The organism is Dinoroseobacter sp. S76 (assembly GCF_049801095.1).
Taxonomy (GTDB): Bacteria; Pseudomonadota; Alphaproteobacteria; order Rhodobacterales; family Rhodobacteraceae; genus Dinoroseobacter.
In genome coordinates this window covers 231,262-256,970 of sequence record NZ_JBNAGH010000002.1, presented here as the reverse complement: position 1 = coordinate 256,970, position 25,709 = coordinate 231,262, and the positions used below count along the sequence as shown (strand labels likewise).

Genomic DNA, 25,709 nt, shown 5'->3' with positions numbered 1-25,709 from the left:
TGATCAAGACTGTGCGTAAAGGTGATCCGGAGGACAGGGTGAGCGATCAGACGCTGGAAAGTCAGAGATTTGCGGGCGAAACCTCGTCGGCAATCCGGGAGGCTGCGGTCCTTTTGGGCGCGGCGGTCGTGACCTCCGGGCTGGCGGTGATCCTGCAGGATCCGACGGTAAAGCTGTCCTTGGCTGTTTCCGCTGTGACGCTGGTCGCACTTCTGATCCTCTTGCAGGTGCGGCGCCGGATGAGCCGGACACGGCTTGATCCCAAGCTTGTCGGGCTTTTTGCCTTTCTCGAAGGGGATTCCAGCCCGTCGGTCGTCCTGGATGAGCACCAACAGATCCTTTGGATGAATGGCGCCGCGAAGGCCTATTTCCCCAATGCCAGCGAGCTTGGGCTGGTCTCCGCGTTGCAGGCCACCGTGCCGGAAAGCGCTGCGCTGGTGCGGCGGCTCCGTCGGGGGCTCGATCAAGCGGCGATGAGCGTTGAGGATGCAGTGACTCGGCGCGGTCACGCCCGGTTTGTGCTGCGCAAATACGCTTATGGCCAGATGCTCTTCCGGGTGGAGGCTTTGGCGTCCCGCGACGGTGCGACCTCTGGCTCTGTCTCGATCCCGATCCTGTCCGTGTCCAAATCCGGCACGGTTTTGTCCATGAACGAGGCTCTGCGCCGGATGATTGGCGGTCGTGCACGCGATCTGAACGCGGTCTTCGTGGTGCCGCCCGCCGGGGATGTCAGCACGGCCGAGGTGATCACGCCCGACGGGCAAGTGCCGGTTTATCTTCATCAAACCGAGCTCACCGCCGGACGCCGCGAGATCGCGCTCCTGCCGATGCAGCGCCTGACCAGCACCCATGATATGAATATGGGGCTCGAGGAGTTGCCGGTGGCGGTGATGAAGCTCGGTCCGCAAGGGGAGCTTCTGCAAGCCAATGCCCATGCAAGGGCGCTCTTGAACATCGAAGAGAAGATCGACGATATCAATTTTGTTGATCTGGTTACCGGGCTCGGCCGGTCCGTTCGGTCCTGGATCGAGGAAGCGCTGCACGCGCCGCATTCTCTCCAGCCAGAGGTCTTGCGCGTCAAGGAAGGGACAGAAGAGAGCTTTCTGCAGGTCACGCTCATGCGCTCGCAAAGCGCCGAAGGGCCGATCCTGACCGCTGTGTTGCATGATGCGACCGAGCTCAAGACGCTTGAGGCGCAATTTGTCCAAAGCCAAAAGATGCAGGCGATTGGCCAACTGGCTGGCGGCGTCGCCCATGATTTCAACAACTTGCTGACGGCAATCTCTGGACACTGCGATCTGCTTTTGCTGCGCCATGACCAAGGTGATCCGGAATACGGTGACTTGGTACAGATCAACCAAAATGCCAACCGGGCAGCGAGCCTCGTCGGCCAATTGCTCGCCTTTTCTCGCAAGCAGACTCTGCAGCCGGAACTGATCGATCTGCGCGATACGCTCTCGGATCTCACCCATCTCCTCAATCGCTTGGTTGGTGAGAAGGTCACGCTCACTTTGATGAACGAGCCGGATCTCAGTCCCATGCGCGCGGACAAGCGCCAGCTGGAACAGGTTCTAATGAACCTTGTGGTGAATGCGCGGGACGCTATGCCGGATGGCGGCGAAATCACGATTGAGGCGCGGGCCGTAGAGCTTGAGACCCCCATGATGCGCGGGCGCGTGACCCTTCCCGCGGGCGACTATGCCTGTGTGACTGTGACGGATCAGGGGGTCGGTATTCCGCAGGACAAGCTCAGCAAGATCTTTGAGCCTTTCTACACGACCAAGCGCACGGGGGAGGGCACAGGGCTCGGCCTCTCCACGGCCTACGGTATCGTCAAGCAATCCGGTGGGTTCATTTTCGCCGAGAGCGTGGTCGGCAAAGGAACCGCCTTTGAGATCTATTTCCCGGCGTACCATGGGCAGGCACTGCCTGACGCTGAAACTGCAGTTGCTGCGCCTGATCGTCCCTCGGCGACCGGTGACGGCATTGTCCTCCTGGTGGAGGATGAGGCCCCGGTACGCGCCTTTGCCGCCCGCGCGTTGCGGCTCAACGGGTTCACAGTTCTCGAAGCGGAATGTGCGGAAGCGGCGCTGGAACTGCTCGAGAACCCTGCACTCGAGGTGGACCTTTTTGTCACGGATGTCATCATGCCGGGCCTTGATGGCCCCAGCTGGGTGCGCCGCGCGCTCGAAGATCGACCCGGCATACCGGTTGTCTTTGTGTCGGGCTATGCAGAAGATCTCCTCTCCGATGATGAGGAGCGAATCCCCAATTCGGTATTCCTGCCAAAGCCGTTCTCCCTGAAGCAACTGATCGCAACCGTTCAGGCGCAGTTCGATGCGCCGACCTTGGCCGAGCCGCTGAAAGACGCCGTCTAGGGGCGCTCCGTCTCTGCTTACGCCCGACAGGGCAACCTTTTCTTAACCAAATTCCGAAATTCTTGGATGGTTAAGATTTGCCTTGAAATGTTCCTACTTCGATCTCATATTGCGAGAACAAGGCAAGAACAAAGCAGAGATTGCTGCCCGAAAGGCGGTATGTGATAAGGGGCGACACCATGGCCACTGCGAGTCTTCTGGACGTGACCGATAAACGCGATTCCGAAAAGAAAAAGGCGCTGGACAGCGCCCTGGCCCAGATCGAACGGCAGTTCGGCAAGGGGTCTATTATGAAACTCGGGGCTGACAGCCCTGTTGCCGAGATTGAAGCGACCTCCACAGGCTCCATCGGTCTCGATATTGCTCTCGGGATTGGCGGTATTCCCAAAGGCCGCATCATTGAGATTTACGGACCGGAAAGCTCCGGCAAGACGACGTTGACGCTTCATTGCGTTGCTGAAGAGCAGAAAAAAGGCGGCGTTTGCGCCTTTGTCGATGCAGAGCACGCGCTCGACCCGCAATATGCCCGCCGTCTTGGCGTAGACTTGGACGAATTGCTGATCTCGCAGCCGGACACCGGCGAGCAGGCGCTGGAGATTACGGAAACCCTGGTTCGGTCTGGGGCGGTGAGCATGGTCATTGTCGACTCTGTTGCTGCTCTTACGCCGAAGTCCGAGCTCGAAGGAGACATGGGGGATGCGCAGGTTGGCGCGCAGGCGCGGCTGATGAGCCAGGCCATGCGCAAACTCACCGGCGCGATCTCTCGCTCGAACTGCACGGTGATCTTCATCAACCAGATCCGCATGAAGATCGGTGTGATGTTTGGGTCGCCCGAGACGACCACCGGCGGCAATGCGCTGAAATTCTACTCTTCCGTGCGCCTTGATATCCGCCGTATCGGCTCGATCAAGGACCGGGACGAAGTTGTGGGCAACACCACGAAAGTCAAAGTGGTCAAGAACAAGGTGGCTCCGCCCTTCAAGCAGGTGGAATTCGACATCATGTATGGCGAAGGCATCTCCAAGATGGGCGAACTGATTGATCTGGGCGTGAAGGCTGGTGTCGTGCAGAAATCCGGCTCCTGGTTCTCCTATGGGGATGAGCGCATCGGGCAAGGTCGCGAGAACGCCAAGCAGTTCCTGCGCGACAACAAATCCATGGCGCTGGCGATTGAGGACAAGATCCGTGCGGCCCACGGGCTAGACTTCGAAATGCCCGAGGAAGAGACCTCCGTTCTCGACGAGTGAGCGCCCCGCAGCACCCAAGTTCAAGGCGGCCTGTCAAGGCCGCCTTTTTGCTGTTTGCGCCCTGCGGTTTTCTGATGGTGGACAGGCTCCGGTCGCAGCGATAAACCTGCGAGACCATTCCAATCCGGGACGCCCAGATGCCTAGCCTGAACGACATTCGCAGCACCTTCCTCAACTATTTCGGCACGCAGGATCACGCGATCATCGACAGCTCGCCCCTGGTGCCGCGCAACGATCCCACGCTCATGTTTACGAATGCGGGGATGGTGCAGTTCAAGAACGTCTTCACCGGGTTGGAACAGCGCGACTATTCCCGCGCCACGACCAGCCAGAAATGCGTGCGCGCCGGCGGCAAGCACAACGACCTGGACAATGTCGGCTATACCGCGCGCCACCATACCTTCTTTGAAATGCTGGGGAATTTCAGCTTCGGGGATTACTTCAAGCAAGACGCGATCCCCTTTGCCTGGGACCTGATCACCAAGGAATTCGGGATCGACAAGTCGCGCCTGCTCGTCACGGTCTACCACACAGATGACGAGGCGGCCGAGATCTGGAAGAAGCATGCGGGTCTCAGTGATGACCGCATCATCCGCATCCCGACGAATGACAATTTCTGGATGATGGGCCCGACCGGCCCCTGCGGACCCTGCACCGAGATCTTCTACGACCATGGCGCTCACATCTGGGGTGGCCCTCCGGGCAGCCCCGAGGAAGACGGGGATCGTTTTATCGAGATCTGGAACCTCGTCTTCATGCAGTTCGAGCAGTTCGAAGACGGCTCGCGGCAGGACTTGCCGTCGCCCTCGATCGATACGGGCATGGGGCTCGAGCGGATCGCGGCGTTGTTGCAGGGCAGCCATGACAACTACGACACGGATCTCTTCAAGGCGTTGATCGAGGCTTCGGCCCATGCCACGGGTGTCGATCCTTACGGCGATCGCAATGTGCATCACCGGGTGATCGCGGATCACTTGCGGTCCACGTCTTTCCTGATCGCCGATGGCGTTATGCCGTCCAATGAGGGTCGCGGCTATGTTCTGCGCCGGATCATGCGGCGCGCGATGCGGCATGCGCATCTGCTCGGGGCGCAGGATCCCGTGATGCATCGGCTGGTGCCCGCGTTGGTCGCGCAGATGGGCCAAGCCTTCCCGGAGCTCGGGCGCGCACAGGCCCTGATCGAAGAAACCCTGAACCTTGAGGAAACCCGCTTCCGTCAGACCCTGGATCGCGGGTTGCGACTGCTGGATGATGCGGTCGACGGGCTCGAGGATGGCGCGGCCCTGCCGGGCGAGACGGCATTCAAGCTCTATGACACCTACGGCTTCCCGCTTGACCTGACGCAGGACGCCCTGCGTGAGAAGGGCCGGGAGGTGGAGACCGATGGGTTCGATTCTGCCATGGCGGAGCAGAAGGCGAAGGCCCGCGCGGCCTGGTCCGGATCCGGTGAGAGCGCTGATGAAACCGTCTGGTTCGAGCTGGCCGACACCCATGGCAGTACGGAGTTCCTCGGCTATGACACAGAGATCGCCGAGGGGCAGGTGCTGGCCCTCGTGCAGGACGGCGCGAGCGTCGAGACGATTGCCGCAGGCAGCACCGGCTGGGCCATTCTGAACCAGACGCCGTTTTATGCGGAATCCGGTGGTCAGGTCGGGGACACCGGCAGCTATCTGAAAAGCGATGGGGCCGGGGCGATCTCGGACACGCAGAAGAAATCGGGCCTCTTTGTTCATAAGGTGACACCCGACACCGTGGCCCTGTCCGTGAGCGATGTGCTTGAGATGCGGGTGGATCCGGCGCGGCGGAGCGCGATCCGCGCAAACCACTCGGCGACGCACCTGTTGCACGAGGCCCTGCGTGAGGCCCTCGGAGATCACGTGGCGCAGCGCGGCTCGCTCAATGCGGCCGACCGGCTGCGGTTTGACTTCAGCCATTCCAAGGCGCTCAGTGCCGAGGAACTGGCCAAGGTCGAGACAGATGTGAATGCCTATATCCGCCAGAATGCGCCGGTGGAGACGCGGATCATGACGCCTGATGCGGCGCGCGATCTGGGCGCGCAAGCGCTCTTTGGCGAGAAATACGGCGATGAGGTCCGCGTGGTGTCCATGGGTCATCAGGCCGGGTCGGGCAAGGGCGTGTCGGGCGAGACCTATTCGCTCGAACTGTGCGGCGGCACCCATGTGCGCCAGACCGGTGATATCGGCGTCTTCGTGGCGCTCGGGGATACGGCGTCGTCCTCCGGTGTGCGCCGGATCGAGGCGCTGACCGGGGAGGAGGCGTTTGCCTATCTCAGCGCCCAGGATCGCCGGATCGCCGAGACCGCGCTGGCCCTCAAGGCCCAGGCGGCGGATGTGCCGGACCGGGTGCGTGCTCTGCTGGAGGAACGCAAGGCACTGCAGAACGAGGTGGCGCAGCTGCGTCGGGATCTGGCGATGGCCGGGGGCGCGCAAGCCGATGCGCCGGCCCAACCCAAGGAGATCGGCGGCGTGCCATTCCTCGCCCAGACCCTGCAAGGGGTGTCGGGTCGAGACCTGCCGCCCCTGATGGACGAGCACAAGGCGCGGATTGGCTCCGGCGCGATCCTTTTGATCGCGGACGCGGATGGCAAGGCCGCCGTGGCTGCCGGGGTGACCCCAGATCTGACTGACAAGGTCTCGGCTGTGGATCTGGTCAAGGCCGCTGTGGCAGCGCTCGGCGGCAAGGGCGGCGGTGGTCGCCCGGACATGGCCCAGGGCGGCGGCAAGGATCCGAGCCAGGCCGAAGCCGCCATTGCCGCGGTCGAAGCTGTGATTGGAGGAGAATGAGATGGCAGCGTTCTGGATTGCCCATGTGCATGTGACCGACCCCGAGCGCTATGGCGAATATGCCAAGCGCGCCACGGTGGCGATTGCCGATCATGGCGGTGTCTTTCTGGCGCGGGGGGGCGGCTGCACGCAGCTCGAAGGGCCTGAGCGCGCGCGCAATGTGGTCGTCCGGTTTGAGAGCCGTGAGGATGCGGTGGCCTGCTACAACTCACCGGCCTATCAGGAGGCGCTCAGCTATGCGCGCGGCGCCTCCCAGCGAGAGCTTGTGGTCGTCGACGCGTTGGACGACGTCTGACGCCTAGCGCAAGCGCGGCCGGGACGGGCGCGCGGGCAGGGGCTTGGGTTTGTGGATCGGCGGGCGCACTTGCGGCGGCTTGGCGACAGGCGGCCGTGAGGGTCGATCGACATCAATGTCGATATCCACATCGCGGTCATGGTAGTAATGGTTCCAGTAGAACGGATCCGAGTAGCCATAGCCGTAGCTGACACCGACCGCGGTTTGACAGCCTGCAAGCCCTCCGATCAGCCCGACACAGAGCGCGGCACGCAAAAGAAAACGAGGCGTCATGATCCGGCCCTCATGCTGGCGAATACGCGGTTGATCTCATCAATCAGGGCGGGGGCGGCGGTGGTTTCCGCCACGGCGGCGGCGATGGCGACGCGCGCGCCCGGCAGGTCGACCACGGCGATCGTATAGGCGATGTCCGAGCCATCGCGACGGCCCGTGCCCTTGATGATCCGGGCGGCCATCCCAGCCACTTGTCCCTTGGAGATCGAGGTGATCTCCGGCTCGGCGGCCATGAATTTCTCGATCTCGCTCAGATAGTCGAGCCCGCCTTCCAGCGTGCTGATGCCCGGGGGCGAAAAGAACCCCATCCAGACATCGGGCTCCACCGTGGGGCGCAGGGTGACGATCTGCGGCACGGGCAGGGCGGCCTCCTCACCCGGGGGAGAGATGGCGCGCGCGCCGCCGGTCTCGATGGACCAGAAATCGGGAACGGCCACGGAAAACAGGGGGCGGTCTCCGTCAGCATAGCTGATCCGAAGATCCGCGCTGGCCGGGGAGGCCAGGGCGAGGGCGGCGAAAAGCAGGGCGTGTTTCAACATACCCCGAGTGTCAGAGCAAAGCGCCCGAGGCGTCAAGCGCTTAGCGCGCGGGCCTAGTGCGTGGCGGTTTCGGAAAAGAGGTTGATGATCAGGATCCCCGCGAGGATCAGGATCAGCCCGAGGATCGCGGGCAGATCGAGCCTTTGTCCAAAGATCAGCCAGCCGATCCCCGCCACCAGCATCAGCCCCATGCCCGACCAGACCGCGTAAACGATCCCGAGCGGCATGACCTTGAGCGTCAGGGACAAGAGGTAAAAGCTGATCCCATAGCCGATGACCACAGTGATCGATGGGCCGATCCGGGTGAATTGCTGGCTGGCCTGCAGGGCGGAGGTGGCGACCACCTCGGCGATGATGGCTCCGATCAGGATGACGTAATGCATCAGGCTCTCCGTGCTGGCGCGGTCAGGTGGCGATATAGCGGCGTTTGTTGTGATTGAACGCGATCACGCCGTTGAGCACCAGTGCGCCGAGCAGGGAATAGGCCACGATGGAGAGCGGGAAGAGCAGAGCTGCGACGGCAAAGAGCACCAGATCGAAGAGGATCTGAACATAGCCCGCCTTGAACCCGGTCTTGTCCTGCACGATCAGCGCGATGACCCCAAGCCCGCCGAGGCTGCCGCCATGGCGAAAGACCGCGAGCAGGCCAAGCCCGGTGGCCGCGCCGAAGATTACCGCGCCGAGGGCGGGATTGAGCGTCTCGATCCGAAAGCCCAGGGGCAGGATCTCGGTCGAGAGCGACAGGGCCGTGACGCAGCCGATGGACTTCAGCGTGAATTCGAGCCCGAGCTTGCGATAGGCGACCCAGTAGAAGGGCAGGTTGACCACGAAGAACACCGCCCCGAAGGACAGGCCCGTGACATAGGAGAGGATCAGCGCAAGCCCTGCGGTCTGGCCTGTCACCAGCCCCAGATGGCTGAGAAAGGTCAGTCCCACCGCGCAGAGCAACACGCCGAGCGAGAGGCCCTGGGCGTCATCCAGCGGCGTGTGTTCGAGGTCTTCGGGGCGGGGAATGGGCAGGGGCGCGGGCATGGCTCTTGCTACCGCGCGGGGCAGGGGCCGGGCCAGCCGAAAAAGCTGCCCCAGCCCGGGTTTCTCCGCTGGCGCGAGGCGCTTGCCTATCCGGCGAGCGCTGCGTTCAAACGTTCATCAAGCACGTTGAGGAAGCCCATGGTGGTCAGCCATTTCTGGTCCGGCCCCACCAACAGCGCGAGGTCTTTGGTCATGTGGCCCGCCTCGACGGTTTCGACGATCACCCGCTCCAGCGTTTCGGCGAAATTCGTCAGGGCGGCGTTGTCGTCGAGCTTGGCGCGGTGCTTCAACCCGCCGGTCCAGGCGTAGATCGAGGCGATGGAGTTGGTCGAGGTCTCCTTGCCCTCCTGATGCTGGCGGTAGTGCCGGGTGACGGTGCCATGGGCGGCCTCGGCCTCCACGATCTTGCCGTCGGGGGTCATGAGCTGCGAGGTCATCAGCCCGAGGGAGCCGAACCCCTGGGCCACAGTGTCCGACTGCACATCCCCATCGTAGTTCTTGCAGGCCCAGACAAAGCCGCCATTCCACTTCATCGCGCAGGCGACCATGTCGTCGATCAGGCGGTGCTCGTACCAGATGCCCGCCTCCTTGAACGCTGCTTCGAACTCTTCTTCATAGACCTTCTGGAAGAGCTCAAGAAAGCGGCCATCATATTGTTTCAGAATGGTGTTTTTGGTGGAGAGGTAGACCGGCCAGCCGAGCTTGAGCCCGTAATTCAGCGACGCCCTGGCGAAATCGATGATTGAGGCGTCGAGGTTATACATCCCCATGAACACCCCGGCGGAGGGGGCGTCGAACACCTCCCGCTCATCCACGGTCCCGTCCTCGCCGACGAATTTCATGGTCAGCTTGCCCGGCCCGGGGAACTTCATATCCGTGGCCTTGTACTGGTCACCAAAAGCGTGGCGCCCGATCACGATGGGCTGTGTCCAGCCGGGTACAAGGCGCGGCACGTTGCGGCAGATGATCGGCTGGCGGAAAACCACGCCGCCCAGGATGTTGCGGATCGTGCCATTGGGGCTGCGCCACATCTGTTTCAGGCCGAATTCCTCGACCCGCGCCTCATCCGGCGTGATCGTGGCGCATTTGACCGCGACGCCGACCTCCTTGGTCTTTTCCGCGGCGTCGATGGTGATTTGGTCTTCGGTGCGGTCCCGCTCCTCGATGCCGAGATCGTAGTAGAGCAGATCCACGTCCAGATAGGGCAGGATCAGCTTGGTCTTGATGAAATCCCAGATGATCCGGGTCATCTCGTCGCCATCCATTTCGACGATCGGGTTTTCGACTTTGATTTTGGTCATGGGGGCCTCGCTGGCAGGAATTGGGCACTGGCGCTGCGCTGCTCATTGCATTGTATGCGATGGTATACAAGTGTTGCGCGCTCACCTGCGACACCCTGCGTCAGGCGGGCGAATGCAGTGCGGCATGCCTGTGCATCCCGCCTTGGATGCGGGCAGATGGCGGACCTTCGGGCTCAGCCACCGCCCGAATGGCCGGGTAGGTGAGACTCGAGGAACCTGCGCGCCCGCGCCTCCGCCTGCCGGACGCGGATATAGGTTTGATAGGCCTCTTCCATGGTGGAGGAACTCGCGCCCAATTGCTTTCCCACCTCAGTAATCAGCTGGTCATCGCCCAGCTGCGCGGCCGCCTCGAGCGTGTCGCGGGCGAGCGCGTCGGCCAAGCTTTCGATGATCTGGCTCATGAGACGGGGTCCTGTGGGAAGAAACTCCGCGCAGGTTAGTCCCGAAAGGTTTTCAGACCCTTTCCCGCCCGCCAGATCGTCCGCCGGACAGGTAGGTTGCGAAAGGGCGCCTTGAAGGCCTCTCGATCGGCGCGGGGCAGGGCGAGATAGGCCTTGCCGCCCTCGACCGCTCGGGCGAGGGTCTGACGCTTGCCCGCGCGGGTGGCCTCGGCGCTCCCTGTTTTTGTTAGGAACCCCGCGAGCCCGTCCTGTCGGGCGACCAAACCCGGGGCGATGTCGATCTCGCAGCGGTTCAGGCTCCGGGGCAGCACATCGTAGCCGTGCCGGTTGGTCTTGAACGCGCCATCTTCGGTCGGATTGCCCCGGCGCAGGAAGGCGAGATATTCGACCCGGCTGCGGAACATGTGATGGACAATCACCGCGTCCCCGGGGGCGCTGGGGCTGTCTGCGAGGCGGGAGGTGCCGGGATCCAGCGGGACGCCGGCGAGAAAGACCGTGCGGCTCTCACCCTTGGCCCAGGCGAAATGCGGGTTGAACCGGTCGAGCTCCAGATCCGCGCGCCAAATCGACTTCACCTGCCGCATGAGGCGCCCGGAGAGGGTCGGCTTCAGGGGCGGGGCGAAGAGCGTCTGATCCGCATCTGGCACAAACCAGCTCGCCACCACCACATCCGGATGATCCAGTGCGGCCAGATGCGCTTGCACAGTCTCTGTCCCATCGAGCGGGGCCCAGAACTCATCTACATCGAGGAGCGCAAGGTAGTCGCCGGGCCCAAGCTCCGCCCGGATCGTCTCCAGCGCGGCGCGATAGGCGACCATCTGGAAGTCTTTGGGCGGATGCTGCTGCCAGATCCAGTCGCCGTCATAGCGCCGGATCCGGGGGTCGGCACGCATCACAGCCTCGGTCACGGCGACCGTGCTGTCAGTGCAGTTATTCGTCACCACGACAATGGGTGCAAAGCCCATCGCCAGATGGTGATGCAGGAATTCGGCAAGATAGGCGCCCTCGTTGCTCGCGACCACCAGCAATGCGACGGTCGCGGGCACGATTTAGCGGGTGGTTTCGGTCAGACGCCGCCGCACATAGCCATCGACCGTATCGATCATGGTCTCCATATGCGGATCCTCAAAGAAGTGGCCCGCCTCGGGGACTTCCTCATGGGTGATGGTGATGCCCTTTTGCTCATGGAGCTTGTTCACCAGCGAAACCGTATCGGCGGGTGCTGCCACGCGGTCCGCCGAGCCGTTGATGATCAGGCCGGAGGAGGGGCAGGGCGCCAGGAAGCTGAAATCATAGGTGTTGGCGGGCGGGGCAACGGAGATGAACCCGGTGATCTCGGGCCGCCGCATCAGAAGCTGCATCCCGATCCAGGCGCCAAAGGAGAAGCCCGCGACCCAGCAATGCTTGGAGTTCGGGTTCATCGATTGCAGGTAATCGAGCGCGCTGGCCGCATCGGAGAGCTCGCCCACACCCTGATCATACTCGCCCTGACTGCGCCCCACACCGCGGAAATTGAACCGCAGCACGGTGAAGCCCATGTTGTAGAACGCGTAATGCAGGTTGTAGACCACGCGATTGTTCATCGTCCCGCCAAATTGCGGGTGCGGATGCAGAACAATTGCGATGGGTGCGTCTTTTTCCTTTTGCGGATGATATCGGCCTTCCAGTCGCCCTTCGGGCCCCGGAAAAATCACTTCGGGCATTCGTGCCTGTCCTCTCGCCGCCTCAGGGCCCGGGCCGCGCCGCCATGAACTTGACGACTTCGCTCGGGCATTCTAGAACCATTCTAAACCAAATGTGTGCACACTGGTTCTGTGCAATTAAGGAAAGCCGGCGCGCAGGTCAATGTGCACTGGGGCCATCGGGGGGCGCGAGATCCGTGAAACTGAGCACCAAGGGCCGATATGCCATGGTCGCGATGGCCGATCTGGCCGAAGCGCCCGAGAACAAGCTGGTGACGCTCTCTGAGATCTCGGAGCGGCAGAACATCTCGCTGACCTATCTCGAACAGCTTTTCGTCAAGCTGCGCCGGGCGGAGCTGGTGAGCTCCGTGCGCGGGCCGGGCGGCGGCTACCGTCTGGCGCGGTCGCCGGATGCGATCCGTGTGGCGGATGTGCTGCAGGCCGTGGATGAAACCGTGAGCGCTATGCATACCGGGGCCGGGGCGTCGGGGGCGAAATCGGGCTCCCGCGCGCAATCCATGACGAACCGGCTCTGGGAAGGCCTGAGTGCCCATGTCTATGTGTTCCTGCATCAGACGCGCCTGTCGGATGTGGTGGCGAACCAGCTGACCCCGTGCCCGGCCGTGCCTACCCTTTTCACCGTCGTGGATGAAGGCGAGACCGTGTCGTGAGAGGGCGTTTGCGTGGCTGACCGGGTTTATCTCGACCATAACGCGACCGCTCCCCTGCGCCCCGAGGCGCGGGCCGCCATGGGCGCGGCCATGGATCTGGTGGGCAATCCGTCCTCCGTCCATGCGGAGGGGCGGGCCGCCAAGGGTCTGATGGAGCGGGCGCGGGCCGAGATCCTGACGGCGCTTGGGGCCGAGGATTGCGATCTGGTCTTTGTCTCCGGCGCGACCGAGGGCGCGGCTTTGGCCTGCGCGGGGCAGGATTTGCACTGCGCCGAAGTGGAGCATGATGCGATCACCGCCTGGTGTCAGAGCGATCTGCCCGTGGATGGGCGCGGTGCGGTGACCGTCGACGCGCCCGAGCACACGGCGCTGCAATCGGCGAATTCGGAAACGGGGGTCCTGCAGGTCCTGCCAGAGGGGCTCGCGCTGGCCGATCTGACCCAGAGTTTTGGGAAAATGCCCCTGGCTTTTTCCTGGCTTGGCGCGCGGGTCGGGCTGGTCTCGGCCCACAAGATCGGTGGCCCCAAGGGGGTCGGCGCGCTCGTGATGCGGCGCGGCACGGATCTCGCCGCCCAAATCAAGGGCGGCGGGCAGGAGATGGGCTGGCGCTCGGGGACGGAAAATATCATTGGAATTGCGGGGTTTGCGGCTGCCGCGACCGCGGCACAGCGCGATCTGGCGGATGGGCGTTGGGATCGGGTTGCGGAAATTAGAAATATTCTAGAAATAAGTCTTCACTCCGGCGCATCGGAGACTATTTTTGTCGGGAAAGAAGCTGCGCGACTCGCCAACACCGTCTGCGCCGTGACACCCGGATGGAAAGGCGAGACCCAGGTGATGCAGATGGATCTGGCCGGTTTTGCCGTCAGCGCGGGGTCCGCTTGCTCCAGCGGCAAGGTGAAACCCAGCCGGGTTTTGCGCGCCATGGGGTTCGACGAGAGCGATGCGGCCTGCGCCTTGCGCGTGTCCATCGGGCTCGAGACGACAGAAGAGGATGTGCTGCGCTTCTCCGAGGCGTGGCTGAAAGCAAGAAACCGGCATATGGCCCGCGCGGCGTGACCGGTTCGACAGATAACCGCCCCGCGGGGCTGAAGAGGATGACCAGATGAACGCACTGACAGAAGTTGAAGTCCGTGAAGGCGTGGACCGGGAAACGGTCGAGGCAGTGCAGTCGGTCGGCGAACGCTACAAGTACGGCTGGGAAACCGAGATCGAGATGGAATACGCGCCGAAGGGCCTCAGCGAGGACATCGTGCGTCTCATCTCGGAGAAGAATGACGAGCCGGAATGGATGACCGAGTGGCGTCTGGCCGCCTATGCGCGCTGGAAAGAGCTGAGCGAGCCGAAATGGGCGATGGTCGATTATCCGGAAATCGACTTCCAGGATCAGTATTACTACGCCCGACCCAAGAGCATGGTTGAAAAGCCCAAGTCTCTGGATGAGGTCGATCCCAAGCTGCTCGAGACCTATAACAAGCTCGGCATTCCGCTCAAGGAACAGGCCCTGCTGGCCGGGGTCGAGGTGCCGGAAGAGGAGCGCAAGGTTGCCGTGGACGCGGTCTTTGACAGCGTTTCCGTGGGCACGACCTTTCAGGAAGAGCTGAAGAAAGCGGGCGTGATCTTCTGTTCGATCTCCGAGGCGATCAAGGAGCATCCGGAGCTGGTGAAGAAGTATCTGGGCTCGGTCGTGCCGGTCTCGGACAACTACTACGCGACGCTGAATTCGGCGGTCTTCTCGGACGGCTCGTTTGTCTATGTGCCGCCGGGCGTGAAATGCCCCATGGAGCTGAGCACCTATTTCCGCATCAACGCGGAAAATACCGGCCAGTTCGAGCGCACGCTGATCATCGCGGACAAGGGCTCTTACGTGTCCTATCTCGAGGGCTGCACCGCGCCCCAGCGCGACATCGCCCAGCTGCACGCGGCTGTGGTCGAGATCGTGCTGCTTGAGGACGCCGAGGTGAAGTACTCCACCGTCCAGAACTGGTATCCGGGCGACGAAGAGGGCAAGGGCGGCATCTATAACTTCGTGACCAAGCGCGCCGATTGCCGGGGGGACCGCTCCAAGGTGATGTGGACCCAGGTCGAGACCGGCTCTGCGGTGACCTGGAAATATCCGTCCTGCATCCTGCGCGGCGATGACACCCAAGGCGAGTTCTACTCGATCGCCATCGCCAACAACATGCAGCAGGCCGATACCGGCACCAAGATGGTCCATCTGGGCAAGAACACCAAGTCGCGCATCGTCTCCAAGGGGATCAGCGCGGGCAAGGCTCAGAACACCTATCGCGGGCTCGTCTCGATGCACCCGAAGGCCAAGAACGGCCGGAACTATACCCAGTGCGACAGCCTTCTGATCGGCGATAAATGCGGGGCCCACACGGTGCCTTATATCGAGGTGAAGAACAACTCGAGCCGGGTCGAACATGAGGCCACAACCTCGAAGGTGGATGACGATCAGCTCTTCTACTGCCGCCAGCGCGGCATGGATGAGGAAGAGGCCGTCGCCCTTGTCGTCAACGGGTTCTGCAAGGACGTGCTGCAGGCGCTGCCCATGGAGTTCGCCATGGAAGCCCAGCAGCTGGTTGCGATCTCGCTTGAAGGATCGGTGGGCTAAGGCCCGCCAAGCGACCGGACAGAGCCAATGACAGAGCAGCCTGACCAGCGACCCGGATCCGGGTCGTCTCGCCCCAAATGGTTCGGACCCGGCGTTTTTGCCGTGGCTTTCGTGTTGTCCTATCTGGGCTCCGAGGGCTACGGGCCGATTGGCGCGGTGCTGGGCTTGGCCGTCGGGCTCGGGATCGGCTGGGCGGCGGGAAAGTATGTCTTCCCTGCGGCGCCGAAATCTGAGGGGCCGGGTGAATGAAGCCGATCTTGCTCACGGCCTCTGTGGCGGGCGTGTTCTGCGCGCTCTTTGCTCTGACCGTGGATGCGGTCACTGATGCGCTCAGCATGGCGCAGGCCTTGGCTTTGGCGGGTTTGTCCGGATTTCTGGGCAGCCTCGTTGGTCAGCTTGTCTGCCGGAGGAACGAGAAATGAACTGGAAATGGCTCCTGAGCGCGGGTCATCCGCGCGGACCCTGGGCGGTTATGACGGCCCTGATGACTTTTGGCCTGATGGTCGTGACGGCGCCCTTCTGGCAAGCGGGTGGCCCCCTTGTGGCCGCGGTCGCCGCGGCCTTCGCGGTCGGGCTTTCCTCGGTGCTGTCGAAGGTGGTGCTCGAGATGCGGAAATAAGCGCGCCCGGCGCGCGCGACGGATTGGCTTTCGGACCTGCCCCGGACCGAAGCCGTTCACAGGTGCCTTTGCACCACAACACCCGGCGATCAGGGACGGCGCCGACCAACGGAGAGGGAGTATCCCCATGAACTGGCTTTATCGGGGCGGTTACATCGCAGGTTTGGTCCTGCTTTTCATTCTGTGCTTTTTCGCACCGCAGGTTTTCGGCATGTCGACCGAAAATTTCGGACCGCTGAAAAAGTTCATCTGGTCTGGCGGCCTGATCGGCATCGTCTGGTTCGGCCATGAGATGCACTACGCAAACAAGAAAGACACGACTGCATGATTGTCACCACCACGAACTCGGTCGAAGGACATAAGATAACCGCATATCACGGGGTCGTGGTGGGCGAAGCAATCATGGGCGCAAATGTGGTGCGGGATTTCTTTGCCGGCATCACCGATATCGTCGGCGGGCGTTCTGGGGCCTATGAGGCTAAATTGCAGGACGCCCGTGACGTGGCGATGCGCGAGCTGGAAGAGCGCGCGGCCCGTGCAGGCGGCAATGCCGTCGTCGGTGTCGATCTGGATTATGAAGTTGTCGGTGACAGCATGCTGATGGTCTCAGCATCGGGCACCGCCGTGACACTGGGATAAGGTGGGATAGAGAAAAATGCTGGAAATCAAAAACCTGCACGTGAAACTTGAAGAAGAAGACAAGCAGATCCTCAAGGGTGTTGACCTGACGGTCGAGCCGGGCAAGGTCCATGCGATCATGGGGCCGAACGGGTCGGGCAAGTCGACCCTGTCCTATGTCCTGTCGGGTCGCGATGGCTATGAGGTGACCGAGGGCGAGGCATCGCTGGCCGGTGAGGATGTGCTTGAGCTGGAGCCCGAAGAGCGTGCTGCGGCGGGTCTCTTCCTCGCATTCCAGTACCCGGTTGAGATCCCCGGTGTCGGCAACATGACCTTCCTGCGCACGGCGGTGAACGCGCAGCGCAAGGCCCGCGGCGAAGAAGAGCTGTCGGCAGCCGATTTCCTCAAGGAAGTGCGCGCCAAGGCCAAGAGCCTCAAGATCGACGCGGATATGCTCAAGCGCCCGGTCAATGTGGGCTTCTCCGGTGGTGAGAAAAAGCGCAACGAGATCCTGCAGATGGCGATGCTCGAGCCCAAGATGTGCATCCTCGACGAGACGGATTCCGGTCTCGATGTGGACGCGATGAAGCTGGTGGCCGAGGGCGTGAATGCTCTGCGCTCCGAAGGGCGCTCCTTCCTCGTGATCACCCACTACCAGCGCCTGCTGGACCACATCAAACCGGATGTCGTGCACATCATGGCCGATGGCAAGATCATCAAGAGCGGCGGCCCCGAGCTCGCGCTTGAGGTGGAAAACAACGGCTATGCCGATCTGCTGGCCGAGGTGGCGTAATGGCACTGCCGCAAGCAAAGCAAACCGCGACGGAGGCCCGACTGGCGGGCCTCACGCTGCCCGAAGGCGGAGCCTGGGCCAGTGAGGCGCGCAAATCCGCTCTGGCCCGGGTTGAAGCCATGGGCCTGCCCGGACGCCGGGACGAGTATTGGAAATACACGGACCCAACCCGTCTGGTCTCGGCTGATGCACCTTCTGCTTCCCTGTTCGAGCCCGGTGAGACGCCGATTTTTGACGCGCTGGACCGGATCAAGCTGGTCTTCGTGGATGGTGTTTTCGATGCCGCCGCCTCGGATGACCTCGCAGGCGAGAATGTCGAGATCGAGCGTTTGGCCGAGGCGCAGGCCACGGATATCCACTGGGCCAAGGACGTCTATGGCGTGCTCGAGACCCGGGGCCAGGATCCGGTGCAGCGTCCGCTCGCGGCGCTCAACACCGCCTTTGCCAGCGACGGCATCCTGATCCGTGCCACGGGCATGGTCGCCAAGCCGATCTCGCTGATTTATCTGCATGAGGACGAGTCCTCGGACGCGATCCTGCACCATGTGGTCAAGGTCGAAAGCGGGGCCTCGGTCACCGTGCTTGAGAACGGGCCGGCCGCCGCGCGGTTCAACAAATGCATGGAAGTCGAAATCGCCGATGGCGGCGCGTTCCATCATGTGCGCACGCAAGGCCGGGATCACGAGCGTCAGGCCGCGACCCATATCTTCACCCGTCTGGGCACGGAATCGGTCTTCAAATCCTTCACCATGACCGCGAACGGGGTTTTGACCCGCAACGAGGTGGTGATCGAGCTGACTGGCGATGATGGCGTGGCCCATGTGGCGGGCTGCTGTGTTGGCGATGGCGATTTCCACCATGATGACACGGTGTTCGTGACCCACGACGCCCTGAACTGCGAAAGCCGCCAGGTCTTCAAGAAGGTTCTGCGCAACGGCGCGACCGGCGTGTTCCAGGGCAAGATCCTCGTCAAGGAAGGCGCCCAGAAGACCGATGGCTACCAGATCAGCCAGTCCCTTCTGCTGGATGATGACAGCCAGTTCCTCGCCAAGCCCGAGCTGGAGATCTATGCCGATGACGTGGCCTGCTCTCACGGTTCGACTTCCGGCGCGATCGATGAGGAGGGGCTTTTCTACCTGCGCTCGCGCGGGATCCCCGAAGGCCCGGCCACGGATCTGATGACCCTGGCCTTCCTTGCGGAAGCCATCGAAGAGATCGAGGATGACGATCTCGCCGGGGAAGTCATCGAGCGTCTCGAAAACTGGCTGGCCCGTCGCCGCTGATGGCCATCTCGACCGAGATCTTACGCTCCTACAGGGCGCCGCGGGAGGTTCTGCGGCGCCAACTGGACAGCCCCGCAAGCGAGGGGCGCGCGCTGATCTACCTGACGGTGGCGTGCCTCTTGTTCTTCGTGGCGCAATGGCCGCGCCTGTCGCGCGAGGCCTTTCTCGACCCGAGCATTCCGCTCGACGCCCGTCTTGGCGGGGCGCTCATGGGCTGGATGTTCATCGCCCCTCTGGCCTTTTACGCGATCGGCGCGCTGACCCATCTGGTCGCTCGGCTCTTTGGCGGCAAGGGCAGTTTCTATGGCGCGCGTCTTGCGCTGTTCTGGAGCTTGCTGGCCATCGCGCCTGTCGCGCTGCTTCTGGGGCTCGTCTCCGGTTTTATCGGGCAAGGTCCCGCACAAAACGTCACGGGTCTGTTGCTTCTCTTTGCATTCCTCTACATCTGGATGAGCGGGATCTGGGAGGCTGAGCGCCGCCCGGATCAGCCCGCCTGAAGGATGTCCGGCGCGCACCAGAGGCACAGTATGACTTTCACTCCGAACACGGTCCTGAACCTTGTCGTTCAGACGATCAAGGCTCCGCAGGAAGGGGCCTCCACGATCCTGTCCATGGGGCTGACGCGGGATGTGCTGGCGCAGCTTCTGTGCTTTGTCGTCGTGGTCTCGGTCCTGACCGGCCAGCTCGGCGTGTTCGCCATGGGCGGCGGCTTGCAGGACGGCGCCATGACCGGTCCCTTCCTCATGAGCCCGCTGGTCGCAACCTTCGTGCAGTTTGCGCTGCTGATCGTGCTGATCACCTCGGTCCATGTGATCGGGCGCGCGCTCGGCGGGCGCGGATCCTTCGAGGAATCCCTCGCGCTCGTCACATGGTTGCAGTTCATCCTGCTCAGCCTGCAGGTCGTGCAGATCGTGGCCCTGCTGCTCTTTCCGTTGCTGGGCGGTCTGATCGGGCTGCTGAGCATTGGTCTCTTCCTCTGGCTGCTGGTCAACTTCATCGCTGTGATCCACGGGTTCACCTCGCTGGGTCTCGTGCTCGTGGGCGTGATCATCTCCGCCTTCGGGATCCTCTTCGCCATGAGCCTCATTCTGGCCATGCTTGGCCTGTCCTTCCCCGGGAGCCTTTGAATGTACGACGTCGACGCAATCCGCGCACAGTTCCCCATCCTGTCGCGCGAGGTGAACGGCAAGCCGCTCGTCTATCTGGACAATGGCGCTTCGGCCCAGAAGCCGCAGGTGGTGATCGATGCGGTCACGCGGGGTTATGCCGAGGAATACGCCAATGTTCACCGGGGCTTGCATTACTTGAGCAATCTCGCCACCGAGAAATATGAGAGCGTCCGCGGCACCGTTGCGCGCTTCCTCAACGTCGCCGATGAGACCCAGATCGTGCTGAATTCGGGCACCACGGAGGGGATCAATCTCGTGGCCTATGGCTGGGCCATGCCGCGCTTTGAGCCCGGCGATGAGATCGTCCTGTCGATCATGGAGCATCACGCCAACATCGTGCCCTGGCACTTCCTGCGCGAACGGCAGGGCGCGGTTCTGAAATGGGTCGATGTGGACAGCACCGGCGCGCTCGACACCCAAAAGGTGATCGACGCCATCGGGCCGCGCACCAAGCTCGTGGCGATCAGCCAGCTCTCGAATGTTCTGGGCTGCAAGGTCGACGTGAAGGCCATCACCGAGGCCGCCCATGCCAAGGGCGTCGCCGTGCTGGTGGATGGCAGCCAGGCCGCCGTGCATATGCCCGTGGATGTGGATGATATCGGCTGCGATTTCTACGCGATCACCGGGCACAAGCTATACGGGCCCTCTGGCTCCGGCGCGATCTTCATCAAGTCCGAGCGGATGGCCGAGATGCGGCCTTTCATCGGCGGTGGCGACATGATCCGCGAGGTCTCGCGCGATGTGGTGACCTATAATGACCCGCCCATGAAGTTCGAGGCCGGCACCCCCGGCATCGTGCAGACGATCGGTCTGGGCGTGGCGCTCGACTATATGATGGATCTGGGCATGAGCAATATCGCTGCCCATGAGGACCGCCTGCGTGACTATGCCCGCACCCGGCTCGATGGGCTCAACTGGCTCAATGTGCAGGGGCAAACAGCGGATAAGGCGGCGATCTTCTCTTTCACGCTGGAAGGGGCGGCCCATGCCCATGACATCTCGACGGTGCTCGACAAGAAGGGCGTGGCCGTGCGCGCGGGTCATCATTGTGCCCAACCCTTGATGGACCACATGGGTGTGCCCGCGACCTGCCGTGCCTCCTTCGGGCTCTATAACACCGAAGCGGAAGTGGATGTGCTGGTCGACGCGCTGGAGCTCTGCCACGAGCTCTTTGGCTGAGGACACGGCGTTCTGCGCAGGGGTATGAGAAGGGGCAAGAGAACTCGCCCCGAGAGCCCGAATAGCCATTGCGGCAGGCATGGGGTTTCACTATAGACTGCTCGCAACGCACCTGTAGCTCAGCTGGATAGAGCGCTGCCCTCCGAAGGCAGAGGCCAGAGGTTCGAATCCTCTCAGGTGCGCCATCTCCAAATTTCCACTGCAAATATCCCCTAACATCTTGAATGGTAAGGATATTTCTGGTGTTCGAAAACCGCTTTCGCGGTCATACGCCAGTTGATCCGCAAACGCGAGTTTCAGCACCGTTTGACGGTGCTCAATGCTGCCATTTTCCCAAATTTTCCAAGGGTTTGCCAGAAACGTCATCGAGTGTTCGAACGTCTCCTCATAGGTAGCCAGTGGTGTGCCGCATTTTTCGATCCGCTCGCGGATAATCATGCGATCCGTTTCTAGATCACCGATGCGCTTTTCGTAGGCTCGGATAACGGATTCGCTGTCAGCTTCCACAAGCCGATCCATAAGCTGAGCGATCTTGCGCTCGATCTGCGAAAGCTCGGCCTTCACCGACTTGCCTTGTTCTTTCATCGTCTTGGCACGCTGCTCCCACAGATCACGGAACAAAGACGAAGCCCACTCGAAAAGCTCTGCTGATGGTCTGAGCGCCTTTAGAAGCGCTTCAAACTCTTCTTCAACAAGCTCGCGGCGTATCGACTTGCCCTTCGCTGCACAGTCCTTTTGGCGGCAGAGATAGTAAGGGTAGTGAGCGGCCTTTCCCTTTGACCAGTTCGCAGTAAGGGGCGTCCCGCAGCAGCCGCATAGGACGAAACCGCGAAGCGGAAAATCTTGGCTTATGTCTTTGCGCGCAGGAACACGGGCGGTGCCGTTCATACGGTTCTGAATGGCCTTGAATGTTTCAAGACTGATAAGCCCTTCGTGCTTTGCAGGACGGAATGAAACATCCCACTTCGGGAGCTCCAAGTAGCCCGCGTAGAGCGGCTGCGTCAGAAAATCATTGACCCGTTGGTTCGTGACCTCGCCGCGCGGTGTCTTTGGAAACTCGGGTTGCGCTTCGAGAAAGCGTTTCACTTCAGCCTGCGTCGAGAAACGCTCGCAGGCGTAACCCTCCAAAGCCTCTCTCAGGATTGATGCGTAAGGCTCGTCGGGAAGCAGAACCTTCCCTTGTCCACTGATACGCTCGTACTTGTATCCAACTGGGGCATGGAAGACCCAGTAACCGTTAAGCGCCCGCGCTCGCATGCGGTTGAGAGTTTGTTCGCCGTTCTTCTGGCGCTGGTGCTGCGAAACGCTAGCGAGCAGGTTTTCAATGAGCTGGCTGTCACTGTCTTCGCCGAAATCGAGTGTCGGAGATTCAAGGATGCCGCCCGCTTTGCTGATCGCTGCACGAAGTTCGAGATGGGCTTGAATGCCACGGGCTAGGCGGCTGATATCGTCGATGATCACAACATGCGGCTGGCGACGGTTCTGACGCAGAAACGACAGCATAGCTTGCATGCCTGGGCGATTGATCAGGCCGCCGGATGCGTCGTCGGTAAACACCTGAACAACGTCATGGCCACGGAAGGAGGCATACTCTCGGCACCGTGTTTCCTGAGAGTGCAAGCCAGTGCCGCGCGTGGTCTGTTTGGTGTCTGACACACGACAATAAATTACGGCTTTGCTGCTTCCATTCTTGCCTTTCATCGAATCCATCATCCTTCCGTCAGCGGCGCTGCGGTTTCTTCTTCGCCACGTTGTTTTTGCTTTGTTCTCAGCTTATCACACTGAGCCTTTGGGAGAAGGACTTTCTTACCCTCTGTTTTCGTTCCTAACTGAGCAGGATGGACTCCCCAAGCGGCATCTATGAATGCATTCATGATCGCCGAAACTCTGTGGATAACATCATCGGCTTGCTCTTTAGAGTAACCAAGCTTCGTCACAGCATCGCGATGCTTTTTGATTATATCTTTCATGAGGGCAAACTCCCCTCCCTTCAGCAATGCACTGCATGCTGATCAGTTTCATTTCCTTTTCGGACAATAAATTAGCTCTTCACCCCATCAGGGGTGATTAGCGCAGATATTTCTGCGCGAGCTGAATATATACTTTAATTGTACCTTACCTGTGTCCTGAAACGCAAACTCAGCAAGGGTTTCGGGCAAAAGAAGGCCCGATCCTGTTGCTAGGGATCGGGCCATATCAAAGAGTAATCTCCCTTCCTAATTCCGCTATCGTTCGTTCTTAAATCGCGCTTTCGCGTATCCGCTGAGCCGCGCAAACGTGTGCTGAGCTTCCAGCCTACTCTGAGCGCTGGCGAGTGCGTTTCGCAGCCTTGCTATGCGAGAGTGCCTCTCTTCATTGCCTTGTCGTCTCACCTCGTTTCCAAGGTGGCCGTCGAGATCAAGGGTAGCGGCGCACGCGGGCTTGCTGCTCTCGCGCAATCGCCTCAACAGCTCCTGCTTGGTGCAGATCGAAGAATGAGCATCTTTCGACGACATCCGTGCTATCGCTCCCGATTGTCTCGGCTTCTTTTACGGTTTCCGGTCCGCGCTTCCGACAGCCTGTCGCCGTTGCTTTGTTCGTTACGCCTTTTTTGCGCAAGGCGCTCTTCTTGGCGAAGCGCCCGCGACTGCTGATAGGCCTCCTGTGCCAGGGCAGAGACTTTCAGAAGGTCGGCCCCTGAAAACGCGTTCGTATCACGCAGATCGCCTGACTGCTCGTCGCGGTAGGTGCGGCTGAAAGACGTGGTGAAGTAGTCACCATTCTCGCCAGCGTTCCGCCATGTCGTTGCTTTGATCGACCCATCGCGGATCGTAAATTCAGGTTTGTCGCTCATAATCATTCACCTTTCTCTATGAAGGACGAAAGCCTTCAACGTAGGACCACATGCCGTTCGAATATTGCGGATAGTCCGAGAATTGCTGCGGCACGCGCTCAAAGATGACCCTCGCACGACGGCGACCCCATCTTGAGGGGATAAGCACGGAGTCGTGGGGAGGATGAAACGGATTGGGCAGAAAGCGCCCAGCAAAGTCTGACCGTTCGTAGTAGGGATGCTTTTCGGCGAAGATGGGTTTGAGGTTCTTGCCCGAGATGAAGAGCAGTTGCCTGTCCTCTGGCATCGACAAGATTTCTTCAGGCATCATGAGTGCGCGCGCCTGTTTGGTGCGATGCTCTTCGGCATAGGCGTGATATTTCATGTCCGCGTATGCCGAGAACGGATCGCTGCCGTTCATGATGCTCATGGCGGCGTTCATCTTTTGGCGCTTTGCGTCCGCCTGCCTCAGACTGTCGTCATATTCGAGCGTTTCGGTGCCCAGCATGGAGGACACCATCTGCGCTGTCTGATAGTCGCGCACACCGAAGAACTGGCGTAACGCGGATGACCCCATGAAGCCTTGAAGGGCGGGTGCGCCGAAGTTACGGACGATCTGGCCGACATCCTGAAACAGCGCCCAGACCTGAACGCCAGCGCCGCGACCAAAGGTAAACGCGCGTAGCAGGGCTTCAAAATTTCCGAGCTGGCCCGCTTCATCGATGATCATCGTGATGCGTGGTGCGGAAGGCGCTCGCGATTTGTAGAGCATCTGCACGGTGAACATTGTGCGCAGGATCGGAGACCACAGACCTACGTATTCTATGGGTACGTTGATCGCCCAGCTCGTAGGCTGGCCCGAATTGCAGGTATCGGCCAACGAGGCATCGGCCCCATCTAGCGCGGCCTGAAGCATCGGATCATCAAGGAAGTTCAGATGCGCGTAGATTTCGCCGAGAATGCTTCCGAACTCTTTTTCGCTTTCCTGTTGCTTTGCCAGCATCTCGCTTGCAGTTCGTCTTACACTGTCCATCGAGGAGCCAAGCATGGCTTCGAGGCAATCTGCCCAGGCATTCGAGTCAGCTTCGATCCAGTTGATGACGCGGTAGAGCGCGGGGAAGCTCACCTTGCCGTCCCGCTCGACAAGCATCTTGATGATGTTCTCGATCCACTCGCGGGCGCGCAGCTCGAAATATCGACCGTTGGATGCGCCGCTTGTCGGGAGCAGGCTTTCGGCGATGAACTTGCAGTCCGCATGAAAGTGCGGATCGTTCAGGCGAAGGATATCGAGCGGGTTCATGCGATGCTGCGGGAGGCCACGCATCCCCGTCGGGTTCCAGCAATAAAGGTAGCTCCTATTGAGAGCGAAGTTCACCATTGTAACAGCGGCGATCTCGCCGCGTGGGTCGAGGATGAAATTTCGGTTGCCTGCATTCCGTGCCACTGCAAGCGCGAGAAGGTCGCGCATTTTGCCTGATCCAGCGCCTGCGACCGTGATAATCGGCGCATCGGTTTCAAGGCAGATCGATTTGTTCGCGTTATAGCCGATCTGAAGACCGCGAGCGCTTAGCAGTCCGGCTCGCCTTAGTTCGCTCTCGTCAGACCAAGATGCTGATCCGAACCGATACTCTTCGTTGTTCATCATGATTACTTTCCTTTGAAAATACGGTCATGTGTCGCCATGACTTTTGTCTTTTCGGGAATCGTGAGGACGTGCGTGCCCGCATCAGGATGGAAGCACTTGATGAAATGTGAGCGGATTTCGCGGGGTTTCACAGTCGGGTGAAACGCGTTGATCATCCGTATCCAGACGCAAATCTTGATGTCGGAGGGAATATCCGACATCTCGGATTGCGGCGAGAAGAGCAGCTTGAAGCGTTCAAAGATCGGTTTCATCTCCGCTTCTTTGAAGTCGATTTGAAGGTTGTCCATTGTACACTCGCAAAAGAATGGCCGTTGTTTCCAACGGCCATTCTAGTTCTTGCATTGCGCGAGT

The 25,709-nt window shown here is 61.1% G+C and carries 29 protein-coding genes, 1 tRNA gene and 1 pseudogene; 18 read left to right on the top strand and 13 right to left on the bottom strand.

The annotated features are described in order from the left end of the window. Positions 1–38 precede the first annotated feature (38 nt). The 4 genes from ACP153_RS07045 to ACP153_RS07030 all read left to right on the top strand — a co-directional run bounded on the left by ACP153_RS07045 (position 39) and on the right by ACP153_RS07030 (position 6,724). Positions 39–2,378, top strand: a complete 2,340-nt coding sequence (locus ACP153_RS07045) for an ATP-binding protein (protein ID WP_424970272.1) — start codon at positions 39–41, stop codon at positions 2,376–2,378. A 179-nt stretch (positions 2,379–2,557) separates the two neighbouring features. Continuing rightward, positions 2,558–3,625: a recombinase RecA gene (gene recA / locus ACP153_RS07040; protein WP_424970271.1), complete on the top strand. Its 1,068-nt coding sequence runs from the start codon at positions 2,558–2,560 to the stop codon at positions 3,623–3,625. Between the two features lie 137 nt (positions 3,626–3,762). Next, entirely contained in the window at positions 3,763–6,429 is a 2,667-nt protein-coding gene (alaS, locus tag ACP153_RS07035; protein WP_424970270.1) for an alanine--tRNA ligase, read from the top strand. 1 nt (position 6,430) lies between these two features. Continuing rightward, positions 6,431–6,724 (top strand): DUF1330 domain-containing protein, encoded by a 294-nt coding sequence (locus ACP153_RS07030; protein ID WP_424970269.1) that lies wholly within the window; start codon positions 6,431–6,433, stop codon positions 6,722–6,724. 3 nt (positions 6,725–6,727) lie between these two features. Here ACP153_RS07030 and ACP153_RS07025 read toward each other — a convergent pair whose 3' ends face one another. From ACP153_RS07025 to ACP153_RS06990, 8 genes are all read right to left on the bottom strand, one after another. Beyond that, positions 6,728–6,997, bottom strand: coding sequence for a hypothetical protein (locus ACP153_RS07025; protein ID WP_424970268.1), 270 nt, complete (start codon positions 6,995–6,997; stop codon positions 6,728–6,730). Further along, entirely contained in the window at positions 6,994–7,536 is a 543-nt protein-coding gene (locus ACP153_RS07020) for a hypothetical protein (protein ID WP_424970267.1), read from the bottom strand. The genes ACP153_RS07025 and ACP153_RS07020 overlap by 4 nt, the downstream gene beginning before the upstream one ends. 53 nt (positions 7,537–7,589) lie before the next feature. Continuing rightward, on the bottom strand, positions 7,590–7,919 hold the full coding sequence (locus tag ACP153_RS07015) for a DMT family transporter (RefSeq protein WP_424970266.1): 330 nt from the start codon (positions 7,917–7,919) through the stop codon (positions 7,590–7,592). A gap of 22 nt (positions 7,920–7,941) precedes the next feature. Beyond that, positions 7,942–8,568 carry a YitT family protein gene (locus ACP153_RS07010; RefSeq protein WP_424970265.1) on the bottom strand — a complete coding sequence of 209 codons (627 nt, stop codon included), beginning with the start codon at positions 8,566–8,568 and terminating at the stop codon, positions 7,942–7,944. Positions 8,569–8,654: 86 nt separating this feature from the next. After that, on the bottom strand, positions 8,655–9,869 hold the full coding sequence (locus ACP153_RS07005; RefSeq protein WP_424970264.1) for an NADP-dependent isocitrate dehydrogenase: 1,215 nt from the start codon (positions 9,867–9,869) through the stop codon (positions 8,655–8,657). 173 nt (positions 9,870–10,042) lie between these two features. Continuing rightward, positions 10,043–10,270: a hypothetical protein gene (locus tag ACP153_RS07000; RefSeq protein WP_424970263.1), complete on the bottom strand. Its 228-nt coding sequence runs from the start codon at positions 10,268–10,270 to the stop codon at positions 10,043–10,045. A 35-nt stretch (positions 10,271–10,305) separates the two neighbouring features. Beyond that, positions 10,306–11,316 carry a glycosyltransferase family 2 protein gene (locus tag ACP153_RS06995; RefSeq protein WP_424970262.1) on the bottom strand — a complete coding sequence of 337 codons (1,011 nt, stop codon included), beginning with the start codon at positions 11,314–11,316 and terminating at the stop codon, positions 10,306–10,308. Positions 11,317–11,319: 3 nt separating this feature from the next. After that, on the bottom strand, positions 11,320–11,973 hold the full coding sequence (locus ACP153_RS06990) for an alpha/beta hydrolase (RefSeq protein ID WP_424970261.1): 654 nt from the start codon (positions 11,971–11,973) through the stop codon (positions 11,320–11,322). A gap of 176 nt (positions 11,974–12,149) precedes the next feature. Here ACP153_RS06990 and ACP153_RS06985 point away from each other — a divergent pair, with 176 nt between their 5' ends. The 14 genes from ACP153_RS06985 (at position 12,150) to ACP153_RS06920 (ending at position 21,086) form a co-directional block, all read left to right on the top strand. Beyond that, positions 12,150–12,623, top strand: coding sequence for an Rrf2 family transcriptional regulator (locus ACP153_RS06985; RefSeq protein ID WP_424970260.1), 474 nt, complete (start codon positions 12,150–12,152; stop codon positions 12,621–12,623). A 12-nt stretch (positions 12,624–12,635) separates the two neighbouring features. Continuing rightward, the gene (locus ACP153_RS06980) at positions 12,636–13,682 is read left to right on the top strand and encodes a cysteine desulfurase family protein (protein WP_424970259.1); all 1,047 of its coding nucleotides are present in this window, start codon (positions 12,636–12,638) and stop codon (positions 13,680–13,682) included. 46 nt (positions 13,683–13,728) lie between these two features. Next, on the top strand, positions 13,729–15,240 hold the full coding sequence (gene sufB, locus ACP153_RS06975) for a Fe-S cluster assembly protein SufB (RefSeq protein ID WP_424970258.1): 1,512 nt from the start codon (positions 13,729–13,731) through the stop codon (positions 15,238–15,240). A 27-nt stretch (positions 15,241–15,267) separates the two neighbouring features. Further along, a complete protein-coding gene (locus ACP153_RS06970; RefSeq protein ID WP_424970257.1) occupies positions 15,268–15,489 on the top strand; it encodes a hypothetical protein in 222 nt (73 codons plus the stop codon). Beyond that, on the top strand, positions 15,486–15,662 hold the full coding sequence (locus ACP153_RS06965) for a hypothetical protein (RefSeq protein WP_424970256.1): 177 nt from the start codon (positions 15,486–15,488) through the stop codon (positions 15,660–15,662). The genes ACP153_RS06970 and ACP153_RS06965 overlap by 4 nt, the downstream gene beginning before the upstream one ends. Further along, positions 15,659–15,859, top strand: coding sequence for a hypothetical protein (locus ACP153_RS06960; protein ID WP_424970255.1), 201 nt, complete (start codon positions 15,659–15,661; stop codon positions 15,857–15,859). The genes ACP153_RS06965 and ACP153_RS06960 overlap by 4 nt, the downstream gene beginning before the upstream one ends. Before the next feature lie 127 nt (positions 15,860–15,986). After that, entirely contained in the window at positions 15,987–16,187 is a 201-nt protein-coding gene (locus ACP153_RS06955; RefSeq protein WP_424970254.1) for a hypothetical protein, read from the top strand. Continuing rightward, positions 16,184–16,498 carry a heavy metal-binding domain-containing protein gene (locus tag ACP153_RS06950; RefSeq protein WP_424970253.1) on the top strand — a complete coding sequence of 105 codons (315 nt, stop codon included), beginning with the start codon at positions 16,184–16,186 and terminating at the stop codon, positions 16,496–16,498. The genes ACP153_RS06955 and ACP153_RS06950 overlap by 4 nt, the downstream gene beginning before the upstream one ends. A 16-nt stretch (positions 16,499–16,514) precedes the next feature. Beyond that, a complete protein-coding gene (gene sufC / locus ACP153_RS06945; RefSeq protein WP_424970252.1) occupies positions 16,515–17,270 on the top strand; it encodes a Fe-S cluster assembly ATPase SufC in 756 nt (251 codons plus the stop codon). Further along, on the top strand, positions 17,270–18,553 hold the full coding sequence (locus ACP153_RS06940; RefSeq protein WP_424970251.1) for a SufB/SufD family protein: 1,284 nt from the start codon (positions 17,270–17,272) through the stop codon (positions 18,551–18,553). Before sufC ends, ACP153_RS06940 begins: the two co-directional genes overlap by 1 nt. Beyond that, complete coding sequence (locus ACP153_RS06935; protein WP_424970250.1) at positions 18,553–19,050, top strand: Yip1 family protein; 498 nt, start codon at positions 18,553–18,555, stop codon at positions 19,048–19,050. The genes ACP153_RS06940 and ACP153_RS06935 overlap by 1 nt, the downstream gene beginning before the upstream one ends. A gap of 30 nt (positions 19,051–19,080) precedes the next feature. Then, on the top strand, positions 19,081–19,680 hold the full coding sequence (locus ACP153_RS06930) for a YIP1 family protein (RefSeq protein WP_424970249.1): 600 nt from the start codon (positions 19,081–19,083) through the stop codon (positions 19,678–19,680). Next, entirely contained in the window at positions 19,681–20,901 is a 1,221-nt protein-coding gene (locus ACP153_RS06925) for a cysteine desulfurase (RefSeq protein ID WP_424970248.1), read from the top strand. Positions 20,902–21,009: 108 nt separating this feature from the next. After that, positions 21,010–21,086, top strand: a tRNA-Arg gene (locus ACP153_RS06920). Between the two features lie 493 nt (positions 21,087–21,579). Here the strand turns inward: ACP153_RS06920 and ACP153_RS06915 are convergent. From ACP153_RS06915 to ACP153_RS06895, 5 genes and pseudogenes are all read right to left on the bottom strand, one after another. Then, positions 21,580–22,602: pseudogene (locus tag ACP153_RS06915) on the bottom strand (recombinase family protein); the annotation flags it as partial. A gap of 8 nt (positions 22,603–22,610) precedes the next feature. Beyond that, positions 22,611–22,871, bottom strand: a complete 261-nt coding sequence (locus ACP153_RS06910; RefSeq protein ID WP_424970247.1) for a hypothetical protein — start codon at positions 22,869–22,871, stop codon at positions 22,611–22,613. 530 nt (positions 22,872–23,401) lie between these two features. Further along, entirely contained in the window at positions 23,402–23,734 is a 333-nt protein-coding gene (locus ACP153_RS06905) for a hypothetical protein (RefSeq protein WP_424970246.1), read from the bottom strand. A 16-nt stretch (positions 23,735–23,750) separates the two neighbouring features. Further along, a complete protein-coding gene (locus ACP153_RS06900) occupies positions 23,751–25,358 on the bottom strand; it encodes a type IV secretory system conjugative DNA transfer family protein (protein WP_424970245.1) in 1,608 nt (535 codons plus the stop codon). Positions 25,359–25,360: 2 nt separating this feature from the next. Further along, positions 25,361–25,645, bottom strand: a complete 285-nt coding sequence (locus tag ACP153_RS06895; protein WP_424970244.1) for a hypothetical protein — start codon at positions 25,643–25,645, stop codon at positions 25,361–25,363. Between the last annotated feature and the right edge of the window lie 64 nt (positions 25,646–25,709).